The sequence below is a fragment of the Streptomyces himastatinicus ATCC 53653 genome, assembly GCF_000158915.1.
Classification (GTDB): domain Bacteria; phylum Actinomycetota; class Actinomycetes; order Streptomycetales; family Streptomycetaceae; genus Streptomyces; species Streptomyces himastatinicus.
On sequence record NZ_GG657754.1, the window covers coordinates 9147701 to 9170674 of the forward strand.

A 22974-nucleotide genomic window follows, 5' to 3' on the forward strand; every position below is an offset into this window, starting at 1 on the left:
TTCTGGACATGACTGAACAGGTCCTCAAGCATCAGCGCATCGCGGGTGTCCTGGCACGTGAGATCCACAGCGGCGCACTGGAACCGGGCAGCAGGCTGCCCGGTGAGCATGCGCTGACCAGGCGTTTCGCGGTGAGCCGGAACACCGTCCGGCAGGCGCTGGACGAGCTGAGCAGGCGGGGGCTGATCTCCACGCATGCGGGGGTCGGCTCATTCGTCACTTTCGACGGCGGCCTGCTGGACAACCGGCTGGGCTGGACCAGGGCCCTGGCCGATCAGGGGGCCCGGGTCAGCACCGAGGTGCTGCGGCTTGAGGCGGTGCGCGATGCGCGGCTGGCCGGGGAACTGGGGATCGAGGGCGCCGAGTTCCTGGCGCTGGACCGGCTGCGGATCCTGCCCGAGGGCACCCCCGTCTCGCTGGAGCGCAGCCGGGTCCCGTTGCTTCCGGCGCTCGCCGATGTGCCGCTGCGCGGACTGGTCGACGGCTCGCTGACCAAGACCCTGGCCGCGGCGGGGGTCCGTGCCACCCACGGCGACGAGTGGGCGTCCGTGGCCGGGCTGGACGCCGACCAGGCGGGGCTGCTGCGGCGGGCCGAGGGGGACCTGTTCCTGCGGACCCGCAGGGTCAGCCGCGGGGCCGACGGCAGCGTCGTCGAACACGTCACCAGCCTGCTGGACCCCGCCCGCTTCCAGCTGCACCTGGGCTTCGGCGAACCGCCCGGCTGAACCGCCCTCCGCGCCCACCACCATCCCGTACCGACAGCCCGCACCGACCATCCCGCACCGACCATCCCGCACCGACAACAGGAAGTCTTGATGAGCCACCAGCACGACCGCGCACTCGGAGCCCTGTACGGCCTGGCGATGGGCGACGCCCTCGGCATGCCGACCCAGATCATGCCCCGGCGGTCGATCGTCGCCCGGTTCGGCGCCGTGACCGGGTTCGAGCCGGGCCCGGCGGAGAATCCGGTGAGCGCCGGACTGCCCGCCGGGTCGGTCACCGACGACACCGATCAGGCCGTCATCGTGGGGCGGCTGCTGGTGGACGGCAACGGGCACATCGACCCGCTGCGGCTCGCCCAGGAGCTGCTGGAGTGGGAGCGTGCCATGAAGGCCAAGGGCTCGTACGATCTGCTCGGCCCCTCCACCAAGGCCGCCCTGGAGGCCGTCTCGCGCGGTGTGCCGCCGGAGGAGGCGGGCAGGTCGGGGTCCACCAACGGCGCCGCCATGCGGATCACCCCGGTCGGCGTGGCCTTCCCCGACAAGCCGCTCGAAGCCTTCGTCGACCACGTGGCGGCGGCCTGCCGGGTCACCCATGACACCACCCTCGGCATCGCCTCCGCCGCGGCCGTGGGCGCGGCGGTGAGCCGTGGCGTCGGCGGCGGCGGTCTCGAGGACGCCATCGCCGCGGGCATCACCGCCGCGGCGGCCGGTGCCGAGCGCGGCCACTGGGTGTACGGCGCCTCCATCGCGGCCCGTATCGAATGGGCCGTGGACCTGGTCCGCGGCCTGCCAGAGGCCCAGGCCCTGGACCGCGTCAGCGACCTCGTGGGCACCAGCGTCGCCAGCCAGGAGTCGGTGCCCGCCGCCTTCGCCGTACTCGCCCTGGCCGACGGCGAACCGTGGCGCGCCTGCCTCCTGGCGGCGAACCTCGGCGGCGACTGCGACACCATCGGCGCCATCGCCGGCGCGATCGCCGGATCCCTCAGCGGCGCCTCGGCCCTCCCCGCCGACGCGCTCACCACCCTCCGTTCCGTCAACGGCCTCGACCTGGAGCCGCTGGCCACCTCCCTCCTCGCGCTGCGGGCCGCCGCACCGGGTGAACCACCTGCCGTATCCCGCGCCACACGCCCAGTCCCCGGGCGGCGCGGACGGCCCGCAGAGCCGCACAGAAAGACAGGTACGACCATGGCCGCTTCGCAGGACGACCGCGTCGGCGCGGTGGAGACACGCGGCATCGAGCCGGTGCCCGACACCGAGCGCCACGGCCACCCCGGGCAGATGTTCTGGACGTGGTTCGCGGCGAACATCAGCATTCTGGGGCTGCCGCTCGGCGCCGCCCTCGTCAGCTTCCGCGGCCTGAACATCTGGCAGGCGGTCATCGTGGCCGTCATCGGCTCGTTCGGCTCGTTCGCCCTGGTGGGCGCGTTGAGCATCGCGGGCAAGAGAGGTGGCGCGCCCGCCCTGACCCTCTCCCGCGCGGTGTTCGGGGTGCGCGGCAACGCGGGCCCCACCCTCATCACCTGGCTGAGCCGCCTCGGCTGGGAGACCATCAACACCACCACGGCGGCCTTCGCCCTGCTGGCCCTGCTCAACGTGGCGTTCGGTGTCCGTCAGAACGCCGTCCTCACCGTGGTCTGCCTGCTCGTCTTCATCGGCTGCACCCTGCTGATCAGCGGTCTCGGCCATGCCACCATCATGTGGATCAACAAGTGGGCCACGTACGCCTTCGGTGTGCTCAACCTCGTCGTCATCGCCTTCCTCGCGGCCACCGTGGCGTGGGACAAGGTCTTCCAGGCCCCGGCGGGCCCGGTCAGCGCGATGGTCGTGGGCACCGGGATGATCGCCGCCGGCACCGGTATCGGCTGGGCCAACGCGGGCGCGGACTACGCCCGTTACCTGCCCCGGCAGATCCCCGGCCGCAGGCTGGTGGCCGCCTCCGCGTTCGGCGCGGGCATCCCGCTGGTGGTGCTCATCTCGCTCGGCTCGCTGCTCGCGGCGGGGCAGCCGGACCTGGCCTCGGCCGCCGACCCGGTCTCGGCCATCAACGCGATGCTGCCGTCGTGGATGTCGATCCCGTATCTGATCGCGGCCTTCGGCGGGCTGCTGCTCTCCAACCACCTGTCGGTGTACTCCGCCGGGCTCACCATGATCACCCTGGGGATACGGGTCCGGCGCACCGTGGCCGTCGGGCTGGACGTGGTCGTCACCTTCGCGGGCGGCATCTACTTCATCCTCATCGCCAAGGACTTCTACGGGCCGTTCATCACCTTCCTCACCCTCCTGGCCGTGCCCATCACCGCCTGGGTCGGGGTGTTCGCGGTCGACCTGATGCTCCGCCGGTCCTACGACCGCGTGGCGCTGATGGACGTAGGTCCCACCAGCCGCTACTGGTTCCGGGGCGGTGTCCACTGGTCCGCGCTGGGCGCGTGGGTGGTGGCCATCGTGGTGGGACTGCTCTTCACCGAGGCCGCCACCAGCTCGACCGACGTCTGGTTCGCCGGACCGCTCTCCGGCACCTGGGTCGGCACCAACGGCCTGGGGTGGGTCGTGACCCTCGCCCTCGCCGCGGGCGTCTACGCGCTGCTGCTGCGGCTGGGCGGCGCCACGGCGCGTGCCGACGAGCCGTCCGAGCCGCCCCTGCCCCCGCACACGCTGGCCGAGCCGACCGCACAGGAGTCCGCATGAGCGGCGCGGACAGCAGATTGGTGCTGCTCGGCAACGCCATCGTCGACCTGGTGATGCGGGTCCCCGCACTGCCCGAACGCGGTGGCGACGTGGTCGCCACGGACACCACCTTCGTCACCGGCGGCGGCTTCAACGTCCTCGCGGCCGCGCGCCGCCTCGGCCTCCCCGCCGTCTACGCCGGAGGCCATGGGCTCGGGGCCGTTCGCGGAACCGGGGTGCGCGCCGACCTCGCGCGGGAGGGGCATCGAGATGCTGCTACCCCCAGCTGCGAGGACACCGACACCGGCTTCTGCGTCGCCCTCGTCGACGACGACGGCGAGCGGACGTTCGCCACCAGCCTCGGGGCGGAGGCCCGGCTGACCGGGGCCGACGCGGCGGCGGTACTCGCCGCGCTGCGGCCCGGCGATCTGGTGCAGATCTCCGGGTACGGGCTCGCCCACCCGGCGGGCGGCCCGGTCCTGGCCGGGCTCATCGCCCAACTGCCCCCGGACGTGCGGGTGTTCCTCGACCCGGGCCCGCTGGTCTCCGAGATCCCCGAAGAGGTGCTGCGCGTGGCCCTGGCGCGCTGCGACTGGCTCAGCTGCAACCAGCGCGAGGGGCGGCTGATGACCGGTCTGGACGACGCCCCGGCGACCGCCGCCGCGCTCGCCGCCCGGCTGGGCCCGGACACCGGGGTGCTCGTCCGCGCCGACGCGGCCGGATGCTGGCTCGTACCGCCCGGTGGCGAGCCCGTGCACGTCCCCGGCCGCCAGGTGACCGCGGTCGACAGCAACGGCGCGGGCGACGCCCACACCGGCGCGTTCCTGGCCCTCGTCGGCGGCGGGCTGGATCCGCTCGACGCCGTACGGGGCGCCAACGCCGCGGCCGCCTTCGCGGTCACCCGCCGCGGGCCCGCCACCGGGCCGACCCGCCGCGAGCTTCTCGGCTTCCTGGACGGCGACGCCTCCGCCGCCCCCGCGCTCCGGTCAGTCCTCGGCGCGGGGCCCGTCCCGCCCGGGCCGCTCGGCCTTCTCGGCTGAGGGCAGGTGCGTGAGCACCAGGACGATCCCGGAGAGCAGGAAGACGCGCGTGGCGGCGTCCAGCCCGTTCCAGCTCTTCGACTGCCACATGGAGAACCACTCGCCGCCGATGGCGATGAACCCGGCGCCGAACAGCAGCATCAGCATCAACAGGCCGACGGTGCCCGCCCGACGGGCACGGCGGATGCCGCTGCCGTCACCGCGCAGGCTCATGCCCCACAGGGCCGTCGCGGCAATGAGGACGAGAGCGGCGAGGGTTTCCCAGACGATGATGGCGACGTAGGCGGCGTCCTGGAGCGCCGTCGACGTGATCGCCCGCCACATCAGGTCCTCGTCCTTGAACGTCGTGTCCATCGCCAGGACATGCCGCACGAACTGCTGGTTGGTGCCGAAGTCGGTGATGTTGCCGAACGCGACGAGCGCGATGTACAGCGCCATCGTTCCGGTGAGCACCGCCGAGACGGCGGCGAGGGTGCGGGGCGAGCGCAATCCGTCTGATCGCTCGCTCACCACGTCTTCTCTCACCACGGCCACTTTTCCTCCCCCTGGATCCCCCTGGACCCCGCGTGATCCCGCTGATCGTGCTGGATCATCCACCATGCACGGGAGAACAGTCCAGCCGCGGTACGTGTTCCGTCGCCGCTACCACACCACGGGAACCCGCTCGAAGCCTCCCGTGAGCTGCCCCTCGCGCCGCACCAGTTCGGCCGGCGGAACCGCCAGATCGAGCCCGGGCAGCCGCTCCAGCAGGATCTCCAGGGCGACCTGGAGTTCGGTGCGGGCCAGCGCCTGGCCGACGCAGGAGTGCGCACCGGCGCCGAAGGAGATGTGCCGGTTGGGGGAACGGCCCAGGTCCAGTTCGTCCGGGTCGGTGAACATCCGCTCGTCGCGGTTGGCGGCGTCGATGACCGAGAGCGTGGTGCTGCCCTTCGGGATCACCTCACCGCCCAGCTCGATGTCCTCCGTGAGGTAACGCGGCATCCCCGGCCCCCGGTTGACGTCGAAGCGCAGCAACTCCTCGACGGCGGTCCGCACCAGCGACCGGTCGTCCAGCAACCGCCGCCACCGGGCCCGGTCGTCCAGCAGGGCCGGTACGAGCTTCCCGATCGCGCTGGACGTCGTCTCGTGGCCGGAGACCATCAGCCCCCGCGCGATCCGCACCAGAACCGCCTCGGGCAGAGAACGTCCGGCGGCGTCGGTGATCCCGATGACCTGGCTGATCAGGTCGTCACCCGGTTCACGTCGCTTCCGGGCCACATGGTCGCCCAGATACGCCATCAGGTCCTCGCCCGCGGCGGCGATCTCCCGCTCGCCGTAGCGGTCCTCGCCGTACAGGGCGCCCGACCAGTACGCGAACCGCTCCCAGTCCCGCTCCGGTACGCCCAGCAGCACGCCGATGACCCGCACCGGCAGCGGATCCGCGAACCCCGCCATGAGATCCGCGGGCCTCGGCCCGGCCTCCATCGCGTCCACCAGGGCATGCCCGATGGCCGCGATCCGCGGCCGCAGCGCGGCCGCCTGCTTACCGGTGAGCACCCGCCCCAGCAACCGCCGCCACAGCTGGTGCTGTTCACCGGTGCCGCCCGGGTCCCGCGCGAAGCGCGGATCGGAGAGCATCGCGTGCACATCCGCGTACCGCGCCAACACCCGCACCGGCGCCCCGCCCGCCCGCAGTGCCACCTCCGGCACCGGACACCCCTCCGCCCGCAGCGCCGCCCACTCCTCCGGCGGCTCCAGGGGATGCTTCGACACATACGGGAAGGCCCCCAGCGGACACCCTGCCCCCGCCACCTCTGCGTCCCCCACGGCACCCCTCCTGAGCTGCGAACAACAGTCGGCGAACAGTTACTCACCGCCCAGGGAGCAAGTCAAAGCCGCTCATCGCCTTGCGCTCAACCGCGGTTGAGCGGACAGCGTGGCGGCATGAGTGATGAGCGTGTCATGACCGGGCAGGAACGGCGCGTTCTCGCGGTCGCGTGCGCGGGGACTTGGAGCGCCGTCGCCGGTGCCGTGTCCGTCCTGCCGCCGCGGACACGTACGGCCGTACGCCTCCGGCTGGACCTGGCGGTCGTTGGGATGTCCACGGCCGGGCTGGTCGGCGTCGTGTACGCGGTGATGCGCTCGTCCGGCGTCGGCTGGACCGGCCCGGAGGTGCAACGTCGTGATGCTGCTGCTCGGACTGGGCTTCTACGCCAGTCCGGTGCCACGGCGGCGTCGTTCACCCCGATCATGGTCGTCGCGACGGGCGGGGTGCCCCAGGAGCAGGGATCCCGGTCCGGGATGTCCGCCTGCTCACGGAAGTACGGGCAGCGCTCCAGGTCGGTACCGCGGCAGCAGGTGAGCAGATAGTTCATCTGACCCGTCTCCCGCCAGAGCCGGATGAGCGCGATGCGGTACAACTGGTCGGAGTCGTAGCAGCGTACGCCCGCGCGGCGGTGCGGTGGTCTTCCCCGTCGCACCGGGGAACCGGACGGTTACGGAAACATCAACATGTCTCTACCTCGCCGACGAGTTGTCGTATGTTGAGCGGATGAGCCCACGAGACCTGGAACCCGGACCCCCGTTCACCTCAGTCGGCAAGGTGGACAGCGCGCTGGCGATACTGATCATCATCGGTATCGCCTTCGGGATGTTCTGGCTGGTCTCAAGCCTCGCCTCGTCCTACATAGGATTCTTCACCTGATGCGGACGCCGCCGCCCGGCCGGTGCGGTCGGCGCGGCCCGGCAGCGCGAGGAACGCCACGGCCGCTCCGGCCAGGGCGGCCGCCACTCCGAGGGTCATGGTGAGGGACTGGGCGTCGACGAAGGCCGTACGGGCCGACTCGGCCAGGGCGCTTCCGCCCGCGCGGTCCTTCGCGTACGACAGTGTCGCCCCGAGCGAGGACGCGGCGTGGTCGGGCAGGCCGTCCGGGAGGGCGCCCCGGTAGACGGTGGCGAGCAGGCTGCCCAGACCGGCCACCCCCAGCGCGATGCCGAGCTGCTGGTGGGTGTCGTTGAGCGCGGAGCCCATCCCGGCCCGCTCCGGCGGCACCGCACCGAGCACGGTGCTGGTGGCCGAGGGCCCCGCGACACCGGATCCCGCACCGGCCAGCGCCAGCCCGGCGCACACCGCCGCGTAGCCGCCGCTCTCCGGTAACAAGGCCAGCACCGCGAAACCGGCCGCGGTGACGGCGAATCCGGCCACGACGCAGGCCCGCGCCCCGAACCTGGCCGGTGCCCGGCCGCCCACCGCCGAGCCCGCGACGACTCCCGCCGCCAGCGGCACCGCCGCGAGCCCGGTCTCGAACGCGCCGTAGCCCAGCACCAGTTGCAGATACTGGCTGAGGATGAAGAGCGTGCTGCCCGTCGCGACCGTCATCACCGCCACCGCGAAACTCGCCCCGGAGAACCTCCGGTCCCGGTACAGCCGCAGATCGACCATCGGCACCGGGGAGCGGGCCTGCCGTACGCCGAACGCGACGAGCGCCACCAGCGCCCCGGCCAGCATCCCGGCGGAGGCGTACCCCTGCGCCGGGGCCTCGATCAGCGCCCACACCAGGCCGGTCATCCCCACGGTGACCAGCACGGTGCCGGGCAGGTCCAGCCCCCGGCCATGGCCCGCCCGCGTCTCCGGCACCAGCCGTACGACCCCCACCAGGGCCACCGCCACCACGGGGACGTTGATCAGGAAGACCCCGGCCCAGCTCCACGCGTCGACCAGCGCGCCGCCGAGCAGCGGCCCGGCGGCCATCCCCACGGACGCGACCGCGCTCCACACCGCGAAGGCCCGCGGGCGCTCCCGCTCGGGGAACACCGCGACGAGCACCGCGAGCGTCGCGGGCATCACCAGCGCCGCGCCCACGCCCATCAGGCCCCGCGTCGCGATCAGCCACCCCACCGAGGGGGCCGCCGCGGCGAGCGCCTCATGGTTTTCCCCTACAGTGTTGGAGTGTCTCCAACACTGTAGGGGAAACGGTGGCGGGATAGGCTGCGGCCTCGTGAGCGCGAAGCAGCCGAAGAGCGGGAACAAGGGAAAGAAGACGCCGGAGGACGCACCGGGAGCGGTGTGGTTCCGCGCGGAGAAGACCTCCCGCACCGGGCCCCAGCTGTCGCACGAACGCATCGTCGCCACCGCCGTCGAGCTGCTGGATCGCGACGGTGTGCAGAAACTGAGCATGCGTCGGCTCGCTGAGCGGCTCGGTGCCCACGCGACCAGCCTCTACTGGCACGTGGCCACCAAGGACGACCTGCTCGATCTGGCCCTCGACGCGGTCTTCGCCGAACTCGACCTCCCCGGCGAGCACAGCGCCGCCTGGCAGGACGACATCGAGGCGTTCATGACCGGGCTGCGGTCCGTCCTGCTGCGCCACCCCTGGGCCGCCGCCCTGGCGGGCTCCCGCCCCCTCATGGGCCCGAGCGCCCTGCGGGCCTCGGAGTTCACGTACACCGCGCTCACCACCGGCGGCTTCGAAGGGGTGCACCTGTCGTCCGCCGCCGCCACCCTCACCCACTATGTGCTCGGCTCCGCCTCCTCCGAAGCGGTGTGGCGCGAACGCTCCGACGAGGCGGCCACCCGCTCGGCCGTGGACGCCCACCTCCGCGCCCGCATCGACGAATACCCCACCCTCGCGGGCCACTTCCCGCTCCTCGACGAGGACGACTGGGACGCCCACTTCCACCGCGGCATGCGCCTCCTGCTGGCCGGCCTCGCCTCATCCGAGGCCCGTGGCTAAGGGGCGTTCGGGCCGTCGCGGGGGTCATCCGCCCGGTGACACGAAGCCGGATTCGTACGCGGCGATGACCGCCTGGGTGCGGTCCCGCGCCCCGAGCTTCGCCAGCACGGAACTCACATGCGACTTGACGGTCTCGGTGCCCACCACCAGACGCGCCGCGATCTCCGCGTTCGACAGTCCGCGGGCCACCAGCCGCAGCACGTCCCCCTCCCGCTCGGTCAGCGCGGCACGCTCCAGGGCCGCCCGGCCCTCGGCGCTGCCGTCGTTCTCACCGTACGAGGCGGCCAACTGCCGCACCGCCGCCGGGAACAGCAGCGAGTCGCCCTCGGCCACCAGCCGCACGGCGTGCACGATCTCCGCCGGGCGCGCCCGCTTCAGCAGGAACCCATCGGCGCCCGCGCGCAGCGCCCCGTACACGTACTCGTCGTTCTCGAAGGTCGTCACCACGATGATCTTCGGCGGGTCCGGCACCGTGCGCAGGACGGTACGGGTGGCCTCGATGCCGTCCATCAGGGGCATCCGTACGTCCATGGCGACGACGTCCGGCCGCAGCCGCCGCACCAGGGGGATCACGGCGGCGCCGTCGGCCGCCTCGCCCACCACCTCGATGTCCGGTTGCGCCTCCAGCACGGCGCGCAGGCCCGCCCTCACCAGAGGCTCGTCGTCGACCAGGAGAACGGTGAGCATCCGCCCAGCATAGGCGGTGACTTGATCACCGCAGCATCATCGCAGCGGCAGATCGACGTGGACCAGCCACTGACCGCCGTCCGGCTCCGTACGCGCCTTCCCGCCGAGCAGCGCCGCGCGCTCACGGATCCCGCGCAGCCCGCTGCCACCGCCCGTGACGGCCAACGCCGCCGCCGCGGACAGGGGGTTGCGCACCTCCAGCCGCAGCCACGCCTCGTCCACGGCGATGCGGACGCGGACGGGGACGGGGCCCGCGTGCCGCAGCACATTGGTCAGCGCCTCCTGGAGGATCCGGTAGCCCTCGCGGGACACCGGGCCCGGCACCCGCTCCAGCGGGCCGGTCACCTCGGCGTCGACGCACGCACCCGAGGACCGGGCGGAGTCCAGCAGCCGGCCCGCGTCGCCGAGCGCCGGACGGGCGCCGGGCGGCCGCGCCGTCTCCCGCAAGACCATCAGAACGCGTTCCAGATCCTCCAGCGCGGCCCGCCCCGACTCCTCGATGGTCTCCAGCGCCCGATCGGTGAATTTCGGGTCACCGGCCGTCCGGGCGGCGCCCGCCTGCACCACGGCCAGGGTGAGGGCGTGGCCGAGGGAGTCGTGCAACTCCCGTGCGATGCGGTTGCGTTCCAGTAGCCGTTCGGTACGTTCCTCCAACTCCGCCAGCCGTTCCCTGGGCGACGGGCCGAGCAGCCGCCGGGCGGCCTCCGCCATGAGGGCGCCCGCCCCGGCGGCCAGGGCGACCAGCACCAGCAGGGGAACCGGTATCAGCAGTGCGTACGCCCAGCCCGTACCGGATACCTGCAACGGCGCGTCGCCCACGGCGGGCTCCCCGACGGCCGCCCCGGCGAGCGACAGGGACAGGGCCATCAACTGCCCCGTCACCAGCGCGTCGGCGAGCCCGACCTCCAGGCGCAGCACCAGCCAGGCGCCCGTCCTGACCCGGTCGCTCCACGAAGCGGACGGAGCGGCCGAGACCCCCGGATCCTCCTCACCGGGTACGCGCGCCTGCGGCCCGGGGAACAGCATCAACCGCGCCTGGAGCCCCTCCGCCCGGCGCGTCTCGGGCACCACGGCCGCCGCCAGGACCAGGGGGACCGGCAGCACCGCGATCAGTGCCCAGTCGGCCGGTGACGGACGGGTCAGCCCCGGATAGATCATGGCGCAGACGAACGGCACGATCGACCCCACCAGCAGATGGAGCCAGCGGGTGTAGGTGACCGCACGCGTCAGCGGCAGCAGGAGGCGCGGCATGCGGTCATCGTGGCAGAGCGGGCGGGGCCGCGGCTCCCCCGCGCGGGGGAGACGGCATCCTCCGGCGGGGGATGCTCGGCCCCGGCCGCCCGGCCAGGCTTGACGCCATGACCACCATCGACGTGCACGACCTGACGAAGGAATACGGCAGCACCCGGGCCCGTCGACCGGCTCACGCTGAGCGTCGAACCGGGCCGGGTCACCGGGGTTCCTCGGCCCCAACGCGCCGAAAAGTCAGCAACATGCGCTCATCCTCGGCCTCGACCGCCCCACCTCCGGCACCGCCACCATCGGCGGCCGCCCGTACGCGACCCTGCGCGAACCCCTGCGCACGGCCGGGGCGCTGCTCGACGCCCAGGCGGCCCACGGCTCCCGGACCGCCCGCGACCATCTGCGCTGCCTCGCCGTCAGCAACCGCCTGCCGGACCGCCGCGCGGACGAGGTGCTGGAGGAGACCGGCCTCGCCACCGTGGCGGGCCGCCGCATCAAAACCTTCTCGCTGGGCATGCGCCAGCGCCTCGGCATCGCCACCGCACTCCTCGGCGACCCGCCGGTGCTCCTGCTGGACGAGCCCGCCAACGGACTCGATCCGGAAGGCATCGTCTGGATCCGCCAGTTGCTGCGCCGACTCGCCGAGGAGGGGCGCACGATCCTGGTCTCCAGCCACCTGATGAACGAGACCGCCACCTACGCCGACCACCTCGTCGTCCTCGCCCGGGGCCGACTCCTCGCCGACGTCTCCATGCCCGACTTCATCGAGCAGCACAGCCAGGCGCGGGTACGGGTGCGCGCGGGCGACCCCGCCCGGCTGCGGGCCACGCTGCTGGGCGACGGCTACACCGTCCTGGGCGATGAGGACGGCGGATGGGTGGTCGAGGGCGCCAGGGCCGAGCAGGTCGGGGCCGTCGCCGCCCGCGAGGGCATCCCCGTCCTCGAACTGGCCGATGAGCGCGCCTCGTTGGAGCAGGCCTACCTCGCCCTCACCGCGGACGAGGCGGAGTTCGCCGCCGCCACCGCCGCCCCCACCACCCCGACCACCTGAACAGGAGGCCCGACCATGTCCGTCACAGCGGTGCTGCACTCCGAGTGGCTCAAGATCAGATCCATCCGGGCGAGCTTCGGCTCCCTCATCGCGGTCTTCGCCGCCACGCTCGCCATCACCGTGCTGGTCTACGCCACCGTCGGCAAGGCAGAGCTGGACGACAGCAAGGACCACGTCTTCGACGCCTTCTACGGGATCAACTTCGCGCAGATCGCCGCCATCTCCTTCGGCGCAACCGCCGTCTCCTCCGAGTACGCGAACGGCGCCCTGCGGATCTCCCTGTCGGCCGTGCCGCTCCGGGGCCTGTTCTACGCGGCCAAGACGGCGGCCGTGGCCGGTGCCGGTCTCGCCGTGGGGCTCGCCACCGCCTTCGCCTCCTTCTTCGCGGGCCAGGCGTTCCTGGGCGAGGGCGCCATCGGCCTCGGCGAACCGGGAGCGCTGCGGGCCTGCGTCGGCGCGGGGATCTACCTCGCGCTGATGGCCCTGTTCGCCGCGGGGCTCACCTTCCTGCTGCGCAGCGCCACCGCGGTGCTGAGCCTGCTCATCCCGTTCATCCTGATCGTGGGCTTCGTGGTCGGGGGACATCGCCGGGAGCGCCCGCCGACTATCTGCCGGACCGCGCCGGACAACAAGTGCTGCACCAGGTCCCGGAGGGGAGCGTCGGCCCTTGGGCGGGCCTCGCGGTGACGGCGCTGTGGGCGGCGGCCGCGCTCCTGGCCGGTTGGCAGGCCGTGCGCCGACGCGATGCCTGAACGTCACGTATGAGGCGCGCTTTTCACTCCAAAGAGAATCCATGACGGGTGAATTCTCCCGACCGCTCTCGGTAATCTTTCATGCGCTTCGGAAAATATTCGAGGCGCGGCGGACTGTCGGCACTGGAGGGTGGGGACCGCATGGGCGCACTACTGGACCAGAAATATGAAAAGCTGTTCGCCTTGCTGGACGCTAATGGCGACGGTGTGATCGCCGAGGACGACTTCGAACTGATGGGTGGCCGCGTGCTGGCCGCCGTCGGCGAGGAGCGCGCGGCGGCCAAGGGCAAGGAATACGCCGACGCGTTGATGACGTACTGGCGGGCCCTGCGCGAGACCGCCGACGCCGATGGCGACGGGCGGATCGACAAGGGTGAGTTCCGTCAGGCCCTGCACCAGGTCAGCGACCACTTCGACATGCTGATCGGCCCGCTCTACCGGGCGGGCTTCCACCTCGCCGACCGGGATGACGACGGCCTGGTCGGCCGGGAGGACTTCGTCGCGGTCATCTCCGCGGTCGGGGTCCCCGAGGCGGAGGCCGGGGCGGCCTTCGACCGGCTGGCCGAGGAGGGCGGCCAGCTGACGAAGGACCAGCTGATGACCGCCGCGGCGCAGTTCTACCGCGACGAGGACCCGGCCAACACGGCGAGCCATCTGCTCTTCGGCGCCCTGTGAACTGAGTCCGCGGCGGGCGGGGGAGAGGGCGGAGATGGGCACTGCCGTCATGGCGGGCCGGGCACGGGTGTCGCTGCTGACCGAGGTGCTCTTCGACGGGCGATTCGACGATCTGCACAGGCCCTGGACGGAGAAACTCCGTCGGGACATTTTCCGATACCGCGATGGATTGTCGCTGTCGGAGCGTTCCGCGCTCGCTTATGAGCGTTTGCGCGCCGTCAATGAAGGAATCGAATCCGTCGAGGAGTTCGTCACGGCGACGGACCGGCTGGTGTCACTGCACGAATGGCTGGGAATGGTCGACGGATCGCTGACCACTCTGGCGACCATTCACTACAACCTGTTCCTCGGCAGCCTCCTCCGCCTCGACCCCCGCCGCGCCGTGGACCTCGCACCGTTCACCCGGCTGTGGCGGTTCGGCACGGTGCTGATCACCGAACTCGGCTACGGGAACAACGCCGCCGAGCTGGAGACCACCGCGGTCCACCAGCCCGAGGCCGACACCTTCGTCCTCCACACCCCGTCGGCCGGGGCCCAGAAGTTCATGCCCAACACCGGTGCCGCCGGGGGCCGCAAGAGCGGACTGGTCGCGGCCCGGCTGATCGTCCGCGGCCAGGACTGCGGCGTGTTCCTGTTCCTGGTGCCGCTGCGCGACGAGCGGGGGCCGCTGCCCGGCATCCGGATACGGCCCCTCTCGGAGACCCCCGGTTCGTCGGTCGACCACGCCATCACCTCGTTCGACCACGTCGTGCTGGAGCGTACGGCGCTGCTGGCCGGTGACCACGCGGACCTGACCGCCGAGGGTGCCTTCCGCAGCGCGATCGGCAGCCGGCGCGGCCGGTTCCTGCGGTCCATCCAGCGCGTCACCACGGGCAAGCTCTGCCTGGCCGCGGCGGCGCTGAGCGGAGCCCGGGCGGCACTCACTATCGCCGTGCGCTACGCCCACCGGCGGCACACCTTCGCCCCGGCGAGCCGGACCGGTGTCCCGCTCTTCGCCTACCGCTGCAACCAGACCAGACTGCTCGGCGCGGCGGCCCACGCCTACGCGGCGACCTTCCTGCTGCGCGAGGCCACCCGCCACTGCACCGGGCGGGACGACCCCGAATCGGCCGAGGCGGAGGTCCTCGTCGCGGCGGCGAAGGGCTGGATCACCTGGCAGGCCAGGGACATCGCGATCGAGTGCCGCGAACGCTGCGGCGCCCAGGGGCTGTTGTCGGCCAACCGCATCGTCGACCTGCTCACGCCGATCGAGTCCACCATCACCGCCGAAGGGGACAACCTCGTCATCTGGACGAAGGCCGCCGCCGACATGCTGACCGGGCGCGGCTACAGCCCGCCCCCGGCCCCCGCCGCCCGGTCCGGCCCGCCGACCGACCGCGCCCGGCTGCTCGACCTGCTCGTGCGGCACGAGCTGTCCTGCCTCCAGCAGGCCCGCAATCGGCTCGGCCGGGCCGGCGACGGCGCGCTGGACCGCTGGAACCAGGCGGTGAACCCGGCCCTGGACCTGGTCGACGCGTACGCCACCCGGCGCGCCGCCGAGGCGTTCCTGACCGCTGTCGACCGCGTCGCCGACGATGCCACGCGCGGCCTGCTGGAGCAGGTGTTCCGCCTGTTCGCCCTGCAACGCCTCGCGCCCCACGCGGGCCCGCTGCTGGCGGACGGGCACCTCACCGCCGACACGGTCCGCGACCTCGCCCCCGCCGTCGACCGCGTCGCCGCCGCACTGGCGCCCCACGCACCGGCCCTCGTGGAGGCGTTCGCCATCCCGGACGACATCCTCCAGGCGCCCATCGCCACCGACGGTTACGCCGCCGCCTACGACGACCCGGCCGGGCCCTGGCAGCCATGAGCGACGCGTTCACCCGGGAACCGCCCTGGGACCCCCGGCGCTTCCCACCGGCCTCCCCGGCGCCACGGCCCGTGCAGACGGCGCGGATGCTCCGCGACCCCCAGGGCTACGCGCGCTCCCTGCGCCGCCGGTTCGGGCCGGTCTTCTCGCTCCGCACCTACCCCTACCGCGGTGCCCTCGTCTGTGCGGCCGACGCCGCGGCCAACCGGGCGGTGCTGACCGACCACGAGCGGTTCACCGGCGGTGACGGCGCCGCCCTGCTGGCGCCCGCGGTCGGCGCCCGATCGCTGATCTGCACGCCACCGCCCCTGCATCTGAGCCACCGCAAGCTTCTGCTGCCGCCCTTCCACGGGGAGCGGATCGCCTGCTGGGCGCAGCGGGTGCGGGAGCTCGTGTACACCGGCCTGCCCGAACTGCTGGGCAGGGACGGCGTTCCCGTGCGGCCGTGGGCGCAGCGGCTGACGCTCGACGTCATCCTGAGAGTCGTCTTCGGCCTGACGGACCCGGCCCGCGTCGCCACCTTCCGCATCGCGCTGAACGCGTTCGTCGACACGGGCAACCTCGCCGTGCTGTTCCTTCCGGGGCCGCTGCGGCGCGATCTCGGTCCGCTCTCGCCGGGCGGCCGCTTCCTCCGGCTCCGCGCGGCCGTGCGGGCCCTGACCCGCGAGGAGATCGCCGCGCGCCGGGCCGCGCCCGACCGAGCCCACCGCGACGACGTGCTGTCCATGCTGCTGGACGCCCGCGACGAACACGGCGCCGGGCTGGACGACGCACAGCTGGTGGACGAGTTGACCGGCCTCGTCCTGGCCGGTTACGAGACCACGGCGACCACGATCGCCTGGACCCTGCATCTACTCGCCCACCATCCCGCCGCCCGCGACGACCTGGTCGCCGACCTCGACGCGGGCTCGGACCGGCTGCTCAAGGCGACCGTCAAGGAGTCCGCCCGGCTGCGCCCCGCCGTCTACAACGCGATGCGCACCGCGGCACACGACACGGAGCTGGGCGGCCACCCGGTGCCCCGGCACGCGTTCGTCGCGGCGCTGTTCCCGCTCACCCACCTCGACCCCGAGCTATGGCCGGACCCCGACGCCTTCCGGCCCGGGCGCCATCTGGGCCCGGACCCGGTGCCCTACGCGCTGACGCCGTTCGGCGGCGGCCTGCGGCGCTGCATAGGGGTGCCGCTGGCCCAGCTGGAGATCGAGACCGTCCTGCGCGAGATCCTCGCGACCGCTGTCCCCGAACCGTCCGGCCCCCTGGAGCCGGCCCGGCTCCTCGCGGTGACGATCGTCCCCGCCCGGGGCGGACGCATCCGGCTCCGCCCGCGCCGGGCGCACCGCCCCGCCTCACGCATCTGGAACTTATAGACTTTTCCCGGAAGCCGTTCCGAACCCCATCGGGGTGAGCACGGATGACCAGCAGCAATGGACCCGCCGTCTCCCGCGAGGAGTTCGACGCGCTCTTCGAGACGGTCCGGACGTGGGGGCGCTGGACCCCGGCCGACCGCGGCGCCTGGAACCGGGTGACCCCGGAGCAGGTGCGGCGGGCCGTCTCCCGCGTACGGTCAGGGGCGGTCGTCCCGCTGGCACGGCCCTGGGACACGCGGTCCGCGCCGGACAACCCCAAGCCCGCCCTGCACCACATGACGGACCTCGGCGACGTGGAAGCGCCGGAGCCCTCCGTGCACAAGGACTTCCTCGCCGCCGACTACCACGGCAAGGGCATGACCCATCTCGATGCGCTGTGCCACGCCGCCTACCGGGGGCAGCTCTACGGTGGCCGGGCGGCGCACGAGGTGATCGACGCCGCGGGCGCCCACTACGGGGCGGTCGGCGCGCTCGGGCCGCTCGTCACGACGGGCGTCCTGCTCGACCTTCCCGCCGTCCTGGGGACCGCCTGGCTGGAGCCGGGGCAGGCGGTGCACGCCGAGGACATCGTCGCCGCCGAACGGGCGCTGGGGGTGGCGATCGGGGAGGGGGACGCGGTGCTGCTGCGTTCCGGGAGCCCTCGCCGTCGAGCAGAGCGCGGCGCCTGGGATCCGGACGCGGCGAGCGCGGGGCTGCATGTGGACGCCGTCCCGTTGCTGGCCGAGCGCGGTATCGCCCTGCTCGGCGGGGACGGCGACAACGACGTACGGCCCTCGCCGGTCGACGGTGTGCACTCGCCGGTCCATGCGCTCGCCCTGGCCGCGATAGGGGTGCCGCTGCTGGACAACCTCGATCTCGAAGCGCTCTCCGCCGCCACGGCCGAGGCGGGTCGCTTCGCGTTTCTGCTGGTCGTGGCGCCGTTGAACGTTCCGGGGGGAACCGGCTCACCCGTCACCCCGGTCGCGGTGCTGTGACCGGCGACCCCCTCGATCCGGTCACCGTATGTAATGCGTCGAATACATGCTTTTCTGCCCTCCAGGGTCTTGCCCGTACCCGTTATTGTCGAAGAGTGGGCTTTTGGGGCTAATCACAGCGAATTGCTAGGAGAGGCGTGATTCGGTCCGGTGAGGATGTGCTCCTGGCGGGGCTCGTGGCAGGCGGCATCGGGCCCGCACGTTCGCGTGAGCGCTTCCTCGAGGGGGAGGCGGTTCAGGCGGGCGTACGAGGCCTGATCCTGAACTCGTGGCAGCGCTGCCGGATGCTGGGCCTGCCGCTGGGCGGCTTCGAGCTTCCGTACCGGCAGGTCGATTCCGAAGGCCGGCTGGTCCGCGCCGCCGCCCCGGTGCTCGACCGGCTGCGGGCCAGGTTCCGGGGCAGCCCGATGAACATCGCGCTCGCCGACGGAGACGGGACCGTGCTCCAGCGCCGCTTCGGCGACGACGCGTGGGCCAGAACCCTCCCGCCGATCCAGCAGACACCGGGCTTCGTCTTCGCCGAGCAGTTCGCCGGTACCAACGGCATCGGCCTCGCCCTGGCGGAACGGCGGCTCATCCAGGTCTACGGCGCCGAGCACTTCTCCGAGCGCGGCCTGTCGAACGGGTGCAGCGCGATACCCGTCCGCGACCCGCTGAGCGGGCGCATCGAGGGCATTCTGTGCATGGCCTTTCCGCGCAGCTCCGGGCATCCGGTGCTGGACGGCGTGCTGCGCAGGGCGGCCCAGGCCATCGAGCGGCGGCTGCTGGCGCAGAGTTCGGCGCGGGAGCGCGGGCTGCTGCGCGCGTACCTGGACGCGGCCGGTGCGACGGGCACCGGCGAGGGCGGCGCGCACACCATGGGGGTGGACGCCTTCGTCCAGGGGCTGCCCCGGGGCGACCAGATGATGATCAAGGAGTGGGCGGCCGAGCTGCTGTCGCACGGGCAGCGGGCCGCCATCGGCGTGACCCTGTCCGACGGGCGGCGGGTCACCCTCGTGAGCCGCCCGATGACGAGCGCGGCCGGGGTGGAGGGCATGGTGATCGAGGCCATGTTCCCCGACCACTCACCGAGGCCGTCCCTCAGCCTCCCCCTGCATCTCACCATCCCGCCCCCCTCCGCCCGGCGCGCACCGGCCGCCGCGACGTCCGCCCCCGAGGCCCCGGCCGTCCGGGCGCGCCGCGCCGAGCGGGGCCACGTCACCGACGGGCTGGCCGGGCTGGTGCTGGTCGGCGAGCCGGAGGTGGGGAAGTACGCCCTGGCGGCGCGGCGGCGCATGGAGCTGCTGTCCGAGGCCAGCGCGAGCATCGGCACCACCCTGGATGTGCTCCGCACCGCCCAGGAACTCGCCGAGACGGCCGTCCCGGGGCTGGCCGACTTCGTCACCATCGACCTGCCGGACGCCGTGCTGCGCGGTGACGAACCCCTCGACCCCCGGCGCGACCTGCGCCGCGCGGTGATCCACGGCATCCGCGACGACTGCCCCTTCTACCCGGTCGGCAAGCGGATCACCTACCACCCCACCACGCCCCAGCTGCGCTGTGTGAACACCGGGCACGCGGTCCTCGAACCCGACCTGAAGACCGCCGCGGGCTGGCTCATCCAGGACCCCGAGCACACCACGCGGCTGCTGTCCCACGTCCGCTCCCTCATCGCCGTCCCCCTGGTCGCCCGTGGCACCGTCCTGGGCATCGTCAGCTTCTACCGCTCGCTCGACCCCGCGCCGTTCGGGGACGACGACCGTTCACTGGCCCAGGAACTGGCGACCCGCGCCGCGCTGTCCATGGACAACGCCCGGCGCTACACCCGCGAACACAACATGGTCCTGGCCCTCCAGCACAGCCTGCTCCCGCACGGCGTGCCCGGTCAGGACGCGGTCGAGGTCGCCCACCGCTATCTGCCCGCCGAGTCCCGGGTGGGCGGGGACTGGTACGACATCATCCCGCTGCCCGGCACCCGTGTCGGGCTCGTCGTCGGCGACGTCGTCGGCCACGGCATGCACTCCGCCGCCACCATGGGACGGCTGCGCACCGCCGCGCGCAGCTTCGCCGAACTCGACTTCCCCCCGGACGAGGTGCTGACCCACCTCGACAACCTGGTGCTGCGCCTGGACCGGGAGGAGAGCAGCGAGGGCTCCGGCGACGGCTTCGGCATCATCGGCGCGACGTGTCTGTACGTCGTCTACGACCCGACCTCGCAGCGCTGCGCCATGGCCCGCGCCGGTCACCCGCCGCCCGCGCTGGTCCGCCCCGACGGCACCGTGTCGTTCCCCGACCTGCCCGCCGGGCCCCCGCTCGGGCTGGGCGGTCTGCCCTTCGAGACCGCCGAGATCGAGGTCTCCGAGGGCAGTCAGCTGGTGCTCTACACCGACGGGCTGATCGAGGACCGGCACCGTGGCATCGACGTGGCCCTCGACCGGCTGCGCGCGGTCCTGGCCCACCCGCAGCGCACCCCCGAGGACACCTGCCAGGCGGTCCTGGACGACGTGGCGCCCGTCCACCCGTGCGACGACATCGCCGTGCTCGTCGCCCGCACCCACGCCTTCGACGCGGACCGGGTCGCCACCTGGGAGCTGCCCACCGATCCGGCCGTCGTCCCCGAGATCCGGGCCGCCGCCGACCGGCAGCTGGCCGACTGGGGCCGGGGAGAGGTCGCGTTCGTGGCGGAGCTGCTGCTCAGTGAGCTGGTCACCAACGCCCTGCGGCATGCGAGCGGGCCCATCAAGGTGCGGCTGCTGCACAGCCGCACCTTGATCTGCGAGGTCTCCGACACCAGCAGCACCGCCCCGCATCTGCGTCGGGCGGCCACCACCGACGAGGACGGCCGCGGTCTGTTCCTCGTCGCCCAGCTGGCGCTGTCCTGGGGCACCCGCCACACCCCGGACGGCAAGGTCATCTGGGCCGAATGCCCCCTCGGCACCCCGTGAGACCGAGGTGCCGACCCGTTGGCCCGTTGGGGTAACGGAGCCGCCGAGCCCGGTTCATTTCGGTAAATGCCATGGTCAGTCCCGCTAAGGTCGCGGATGTGAGGTGGGAATGCTCGCCAGGTCGGCCCGGAGACGTCCGTGGATGACACCGTCGACACCTCGGTGAACTTCCCGGCCGCGGGAGCGGAACCGCTCGTCCGCATCCGGGGCCTCAGCAAGCGGTTCGGCGGCACGCTCGCGCTGGACCGTATCGACCTCGACATCCAGCCGGGCAGCGTCCTCGCACTGCTCGGCCCCAACGGCGCCGGGAAGTCCACGCTCATCAAGGTGCTCGCGGGATACCACCCAGCCGACGGCGGGACGGTGACGGTGGCCGGGCATCCGCTCGGGACCGAGGCCGCCTCCCGGAACATGTCCTTCACCCACCAGGACCTCGGCCTCGTGGAGTGGATGACGGTCGCCGAGAACATCGCCCTGACCACCGGCTATCCACGCCGTGGCGGGCTGATCTCCTGGCGGCGGACCCGGGAGCGCGGCGCGGAGGTGCTGCGGACCGTCGCCGGAGACCTCCCGGCCGACACCCGGATCGCCGACCTCGCGCCCGCCGAACGCTCCCTGGTCGCCATCGCCCGCGCCCTCGCGTCACGGGCGCGGCTCATCGTCCTCGACGAACCCACCGCCAGCCTCCCCGCCGCCGACTGCGCCCGGCTCTTCGGCGTCCTGCACACCCTGCGCGACCTGGGGCACGCCATCCTCTACGTCACCCATCGCCTGGACGAGGTGTACGAGGTCGCCGACGCCTTCGCGGTGCTGCGCGACGGCCGCCTCGTCAGCCGGGGCGCGCTGGCGGCACACGGCGCCGCCCGCCTGGTGCGGGACATCGTGGGCGACGAGCCGACCCGCTACCGGCCCGCCACCGCCCCCGCCGGGGGCCCGGCCGTGCTGACCCTCGACGGCGTCCGGACCGCCGAGTGCGGACCCGTCTCCCTCGATGTGCGCGCCGGGGAAATCCTCGGCCTGGTGGGGCTCACCGGCGCCGGGCACCGGGAGCTGGGCCGTGCCCTCGCGGGCGCCCGGCCGCTCGTCGCCGGGCGGGCGCTCCTCGACGGGCGGCCGTACCGCCCGCGCACGGTCGCCGCCGCCGTCGCCTTGGGGGTCGGCCTGGTGACCGGCAACAGGGTGGAGGAGGGCTGCGCCGCCGAACTGACCGTACGGGAGAACCTGTTGGCCAATCCGCGTACGGGCGGTCCGCCGACGCGGCGCTGGATCAGCCCGCGCCGGGAGCGTACCGAGGCCCTCGCCCTGATCGACCGGTTCGCGGTGCGGCCCCGCGACAGCGAGGCTCCGATCGCCACCCTGTCCGGCGGCAACCAGCAGAAGGTCGTGCTCGGCCGGTGGCTCAGGGGCGGGCCGCGCGTGCTGATCCTGGAGGAGCCGACCGCGAGCGTGGACATCGGGGCCAAGGCGGCGATCTACCGGCTGCTCGACGACGCGCTGGCGGCCGGTCTCGCGGCGGTGCTCATCTCCACCGACTTCGAGGAGGTCGCGGGGGTGTGCCGCCGCGCCCTGGTGTTCGTCCGGGGCGCCGTGACGGCCGAGCTGAGCGGCGCGTCGCTCACCGTCGCGGAACTCACCCGGGCGGCCTCGGCGCTGCCCGCGTCCGGGACATGAGCGACCGGGCCCGGGCGGGCGGGCACCTCATCGGTACGTACGGCCTGCTGGCCCTCACCGCCCTGCTGTTCCTCATCTTCTCCGTGACCCTGCCGCGCACCTTCCCGACCCTGGACAACATCTCCTCGATCCTGGCCAACCAGTCGATCCCGGCCATGCTCGCACTCGGTGCGACGGTCCCCATCGTGACCGGCAACTTCGACCTCTCCATCGGATACGGCCTGGGCCTGGCGCATGTGATGGTGATGCAGCTCATCGTCCACGAAGGGTGGCCGTGGCCGCTGGCCTGCCTGGCGGTGGTCATCGGGGGCACGGTGGTCGGGGTGTTCAACGGTGTCATCACCGAGTTCGGCCAGATCGACTCGTTCATCGCCACCCTCGGAACCGGGAGCATGCTCTACGCCGTCACCGGCTGGGTCACCGGCGGCGGCAGGATCGTCCCCGGACCGGACGGCCTGCCGGACGCCTTCACCGACCTCTACGACTCCACCTTCCTCGGCCTGCCGGTCCCCGCCTTCTACGTGCTCGCCCTGGCCGTCGCCCTGTGGCTGCTGCTGGAGCGGCTGCCGCTCGGCCGGTACCTGTACGTCATCGGCTCGAACCGCCGCGCCGCCGACCTCGTCGGCATCCCCACCCGCCGGTAC

At 72.9% G+C, this 22974-nt stretch carries 18 protein-coding genes and 3 pseudogenes; 16 read left to right on the plus strand and 5 right to left on the minus strand.

The genetic code is table 11. The features are described from left to right. Positions 1 to 8 precede the first annotated feature (8 nt). The 4 genes and pseudogenes from SSOG_RS38940 (at position 9) to SSOG_RS38950 (ending at position 4426) form a co-directional block, all read left to right on the plus strand. The gene (locus SSOG_RS38940) at positions 9 to 725 is read left to right on the plus strand and encodes a GntR family transcriptional regulator (protein WP_009719811.1); all 717 of its coding nucleotides are present in this window, start codon (positions 9 to 11) and stop codon (positions 723 to 725) included. A 90-nt stretch (positions 726 to 815) separates the two neighbouring features. Beyond that, a pseudogene (locus SSOG_RS49715) lies at positions 816 to 1805 on the plus strand (ADP-ribosylglycohydrolase family protein); the annotation flags it as partial. 102 nt (positions 1806 to 1907) lie between these two features. Further along, positions 1908 to 3407: a purine-cytosine permease family protein gene (locus SSOG_RS38945; RefSeq protein ID WP_009719813.1), complete on the plus strand. Its 1500-nt coding sequence runs from the start codon at positions 1908 to 1910 to the stop codon at positions 3405 to 3407. Beyond that, a complete protein-coding gene (locus SSOG_RS38950; RefSeq protein WP_009719814.1) occupies positions 3404 to 4426 on the plus strand; it encodes a PfkB family carbohydrate kinase in 1023 nt (340 codons plus the stop codon). The genes SSOG_RS38945 and SSOG_RS38950 overlap by 4 nt, the downstream gene beginning before the upstream one ends. Here the strand turns inward: SSOG_RS38950 and SSOG_RS38955 are convergent. Both SSOG_RS38955 and SSOG_RS38960 read right to left on the minus strand, forming a co-directional pair. Continuing rightward, a complete protein-coding gene (locus tag SSOG_RS38955; protein WP_009719815.1) occupies positions 4373 to 4915 on the minus strand; it encodes a DUF2165 domain-containing protein in 543 nt (180 codons plus the stop codon). The two genes, SSOG_RS38950 and SSOG_RS38955, sit on opposite strands and share 54 nt — an antisense overlap. A gap of 153 nt (positions 4916 to 5068) precedes the next feature. Further along, a complete protein-coding gene (locus SSOG_RS38960; protein ID WP_245606473.1) occupies positions 5069 to 6232 on the minus strand; it encodes a cytochrome P450 in 1164 nt (387 codons plus the stop codon). Between the two features lie 117 nt (positions 6233 to 6349). Between SSOG_RS38960 and SSOG_RS38965 the strand changes: the two genes are divergently transcribed. Beyond that, positions 6350 to 6775 (plus strand): hypothetical protein, encoded by a 426-nt coding sequence (locus tag SSOG_RS38965; protein WP_154686033.1) that lies wholly within the window; start codon positions 6350 to 6352, stop codon positions 6773 to 6775. 181 nt (positions 6776 to 6956) lie between these two features. Beyond that, entirely contained in the window at positions 6957 to 7109 is a 153-nt protein-coding gene (locus SSOG_RS52775; RefSeq protein ID WP_154686034.1) for a hypothetical protein, read from the plus strand. Here SSOG_RS52775 and SSOG_RS38970 read toward each other — a convergent pair. Beyond that, a complete protein-coding gene (locus SSOG_RS38970; RefSeq protein ID WP_078510664.1) occupies positions 7071 to 8501 on the minus strand; it encodes an MFS transporter in 1431 nt (476 codons plus the stop codon). The genes SSOG_RS52775 and SSOG_RS38970 overlap by 39 nt on opposite strands. Between SSOG_RS38970 and SSOG_RS38975 the strand changes: the two genes are divergently transcribed. Then, positions 8404 to 9138, plus strand: coding sequence for a TetR/AcrR family transcriptional regulator (locus SSOG_RS38975; RefSeq protein WP_009719818.1), 735 nt, complete (start codon positions 8404 to 8406; stop codon positions 9136 to 9138). The genes SSOG_RS38970 and SSOG_RS38975 overlap by 98 nt on opposite strands. A gap of 24 nt (positions 9139 to 9162) precedes the next feature. Here the strand turns inward: SSOG_RS38975 and SSOG_RS38980 are convergent, their stop codons facing one another. Further along, positions 9163 to 9825, minus strand: coding sequence for a response regulator (locus tag SSOG_RS38980; protein ID WP_009719820.1), 663 nt, complete (start codon positions 9823 to 9825; stop codon positions 9163 to 9165). A 36-nt stretch (positions 9826 to 9861) separates the two neighbouring features. After that, the gene (locus SSOG_RS38985; RefSeq protein ID WP_009719821.1) at positions 9862 to 11076 is read right to left on the minus strand and encodes a sensor histidine kinase; all 1215 of its coding nucleotides are present in this window, start codon (positions 11074 to 11076) and stop codon (positions 9862 to 9864) included. 107 nt (positions 11077 to 11183) lie between these two features. On the opposite strand from SSOG_RS38985, the pseudogene SSOG_RS38990 reads away from it, so the two are divergent. The 9 genes and pseudogenes from SSOG_RS38990 to SSOG_RS39030 all read left to right on the plus strand — a co-directional run. Beyond that, positions 11184 to 12118 (plus strand): annotated as a pseudogene (locus tag SSOG_RS38990) (ATP-binding cassette domain-containing protein). A 15-nt stretch (positions 12119 to 12133) separates the two neighbouring features. Then, a pseudogene (locus SSOG_RS38995) lies at positions 12134 to 12870 on the plus strand (ABC transporter permease). A gap of 141 nt (positions 12871 to 13011) precedes the next feature. Continuing rightward, positions 13012 to 13545: an EF-hand domain-containing protein gene (locus SSOG_RS39000; RefSeq protein ID WP_039939740.1), complete on the plus strand. Its 534-nt coding sequence runs from the start codon at positions 13012 to 13014 to the stop codon at positions 13543 to 13545. A gap of 34 nt (positions 13546 to 13579) precedes the next feature. Further along, positions 13580 to 15394 (plus strand): acyl-CoA dehydrogenase family protein, encoded by a 1815-nt coding sequence (locus SSOG_RS39005; RefSeq protein WP_009719825.1) that lies wholly within the window; start codon positions 13580 to 13582, stop codon positions 15392 to 15394. Then, on the plus strand, positions 15391 to 16761 hold the full coding sequence (locus SSOG_RS39010) for a cytochrome P450 (RefSeq protein ID WP_009719826.1): 1371 nt from the start codon (positions 15391 to 15393) through the stop codon (positions 16759 to 16761). The genes SSOG_RS39005 and SSOG_RS39010 overlap by 4 nt, the downstream gene beginning before the upstream one ends. Before the next feature lie 44 nt (positions 16762 to 16805). Further along, positions 16806 to 17735 (plus strand): cyclase family protein, encoded by a 930-nt coding sequence (locus SSOG_RS39015; RefSeq protein ID WP_009719827.1) that lies wholly within the window; start codon positions 16806 to 16808, stop codon positions 17733 to 17735. Between the two features lie 137 nt (positions 17736 to 17872). Then, on the plus strand, positions 17873 to 20659 hold the full coding sequence (locus SSOG_RS39020) for a SpoIIE family protein phosphatase (RefSeq protein ID WP_039939743.1): 2787 nt from the start codon (positions 17873 to 17875) through the stop codon (positions 20657 to 20659). Between the two features lie 138 nt (positions 20660 to 20797). After that, entirely contained in the window at positions 20798 to 22330 is a 1533-nt protein-coding gene (locus tag SSOG_RS39025; protein WP_009719829.1) for a sugar ABC transporter ATP-binding protein, read from the plus strand. Continuing rightward, positions 22327 to 22974 (plus strand): ABC transporter permease (locus SSOG_RS39030; RefSeq protein ID WP_009719830.1); only part of this gene is annotated, 648 nt, incomplete at its 3' end. The genes SSOG_RS39025 and SSOG_RS39030, both read left to right, overlap by 4 nt.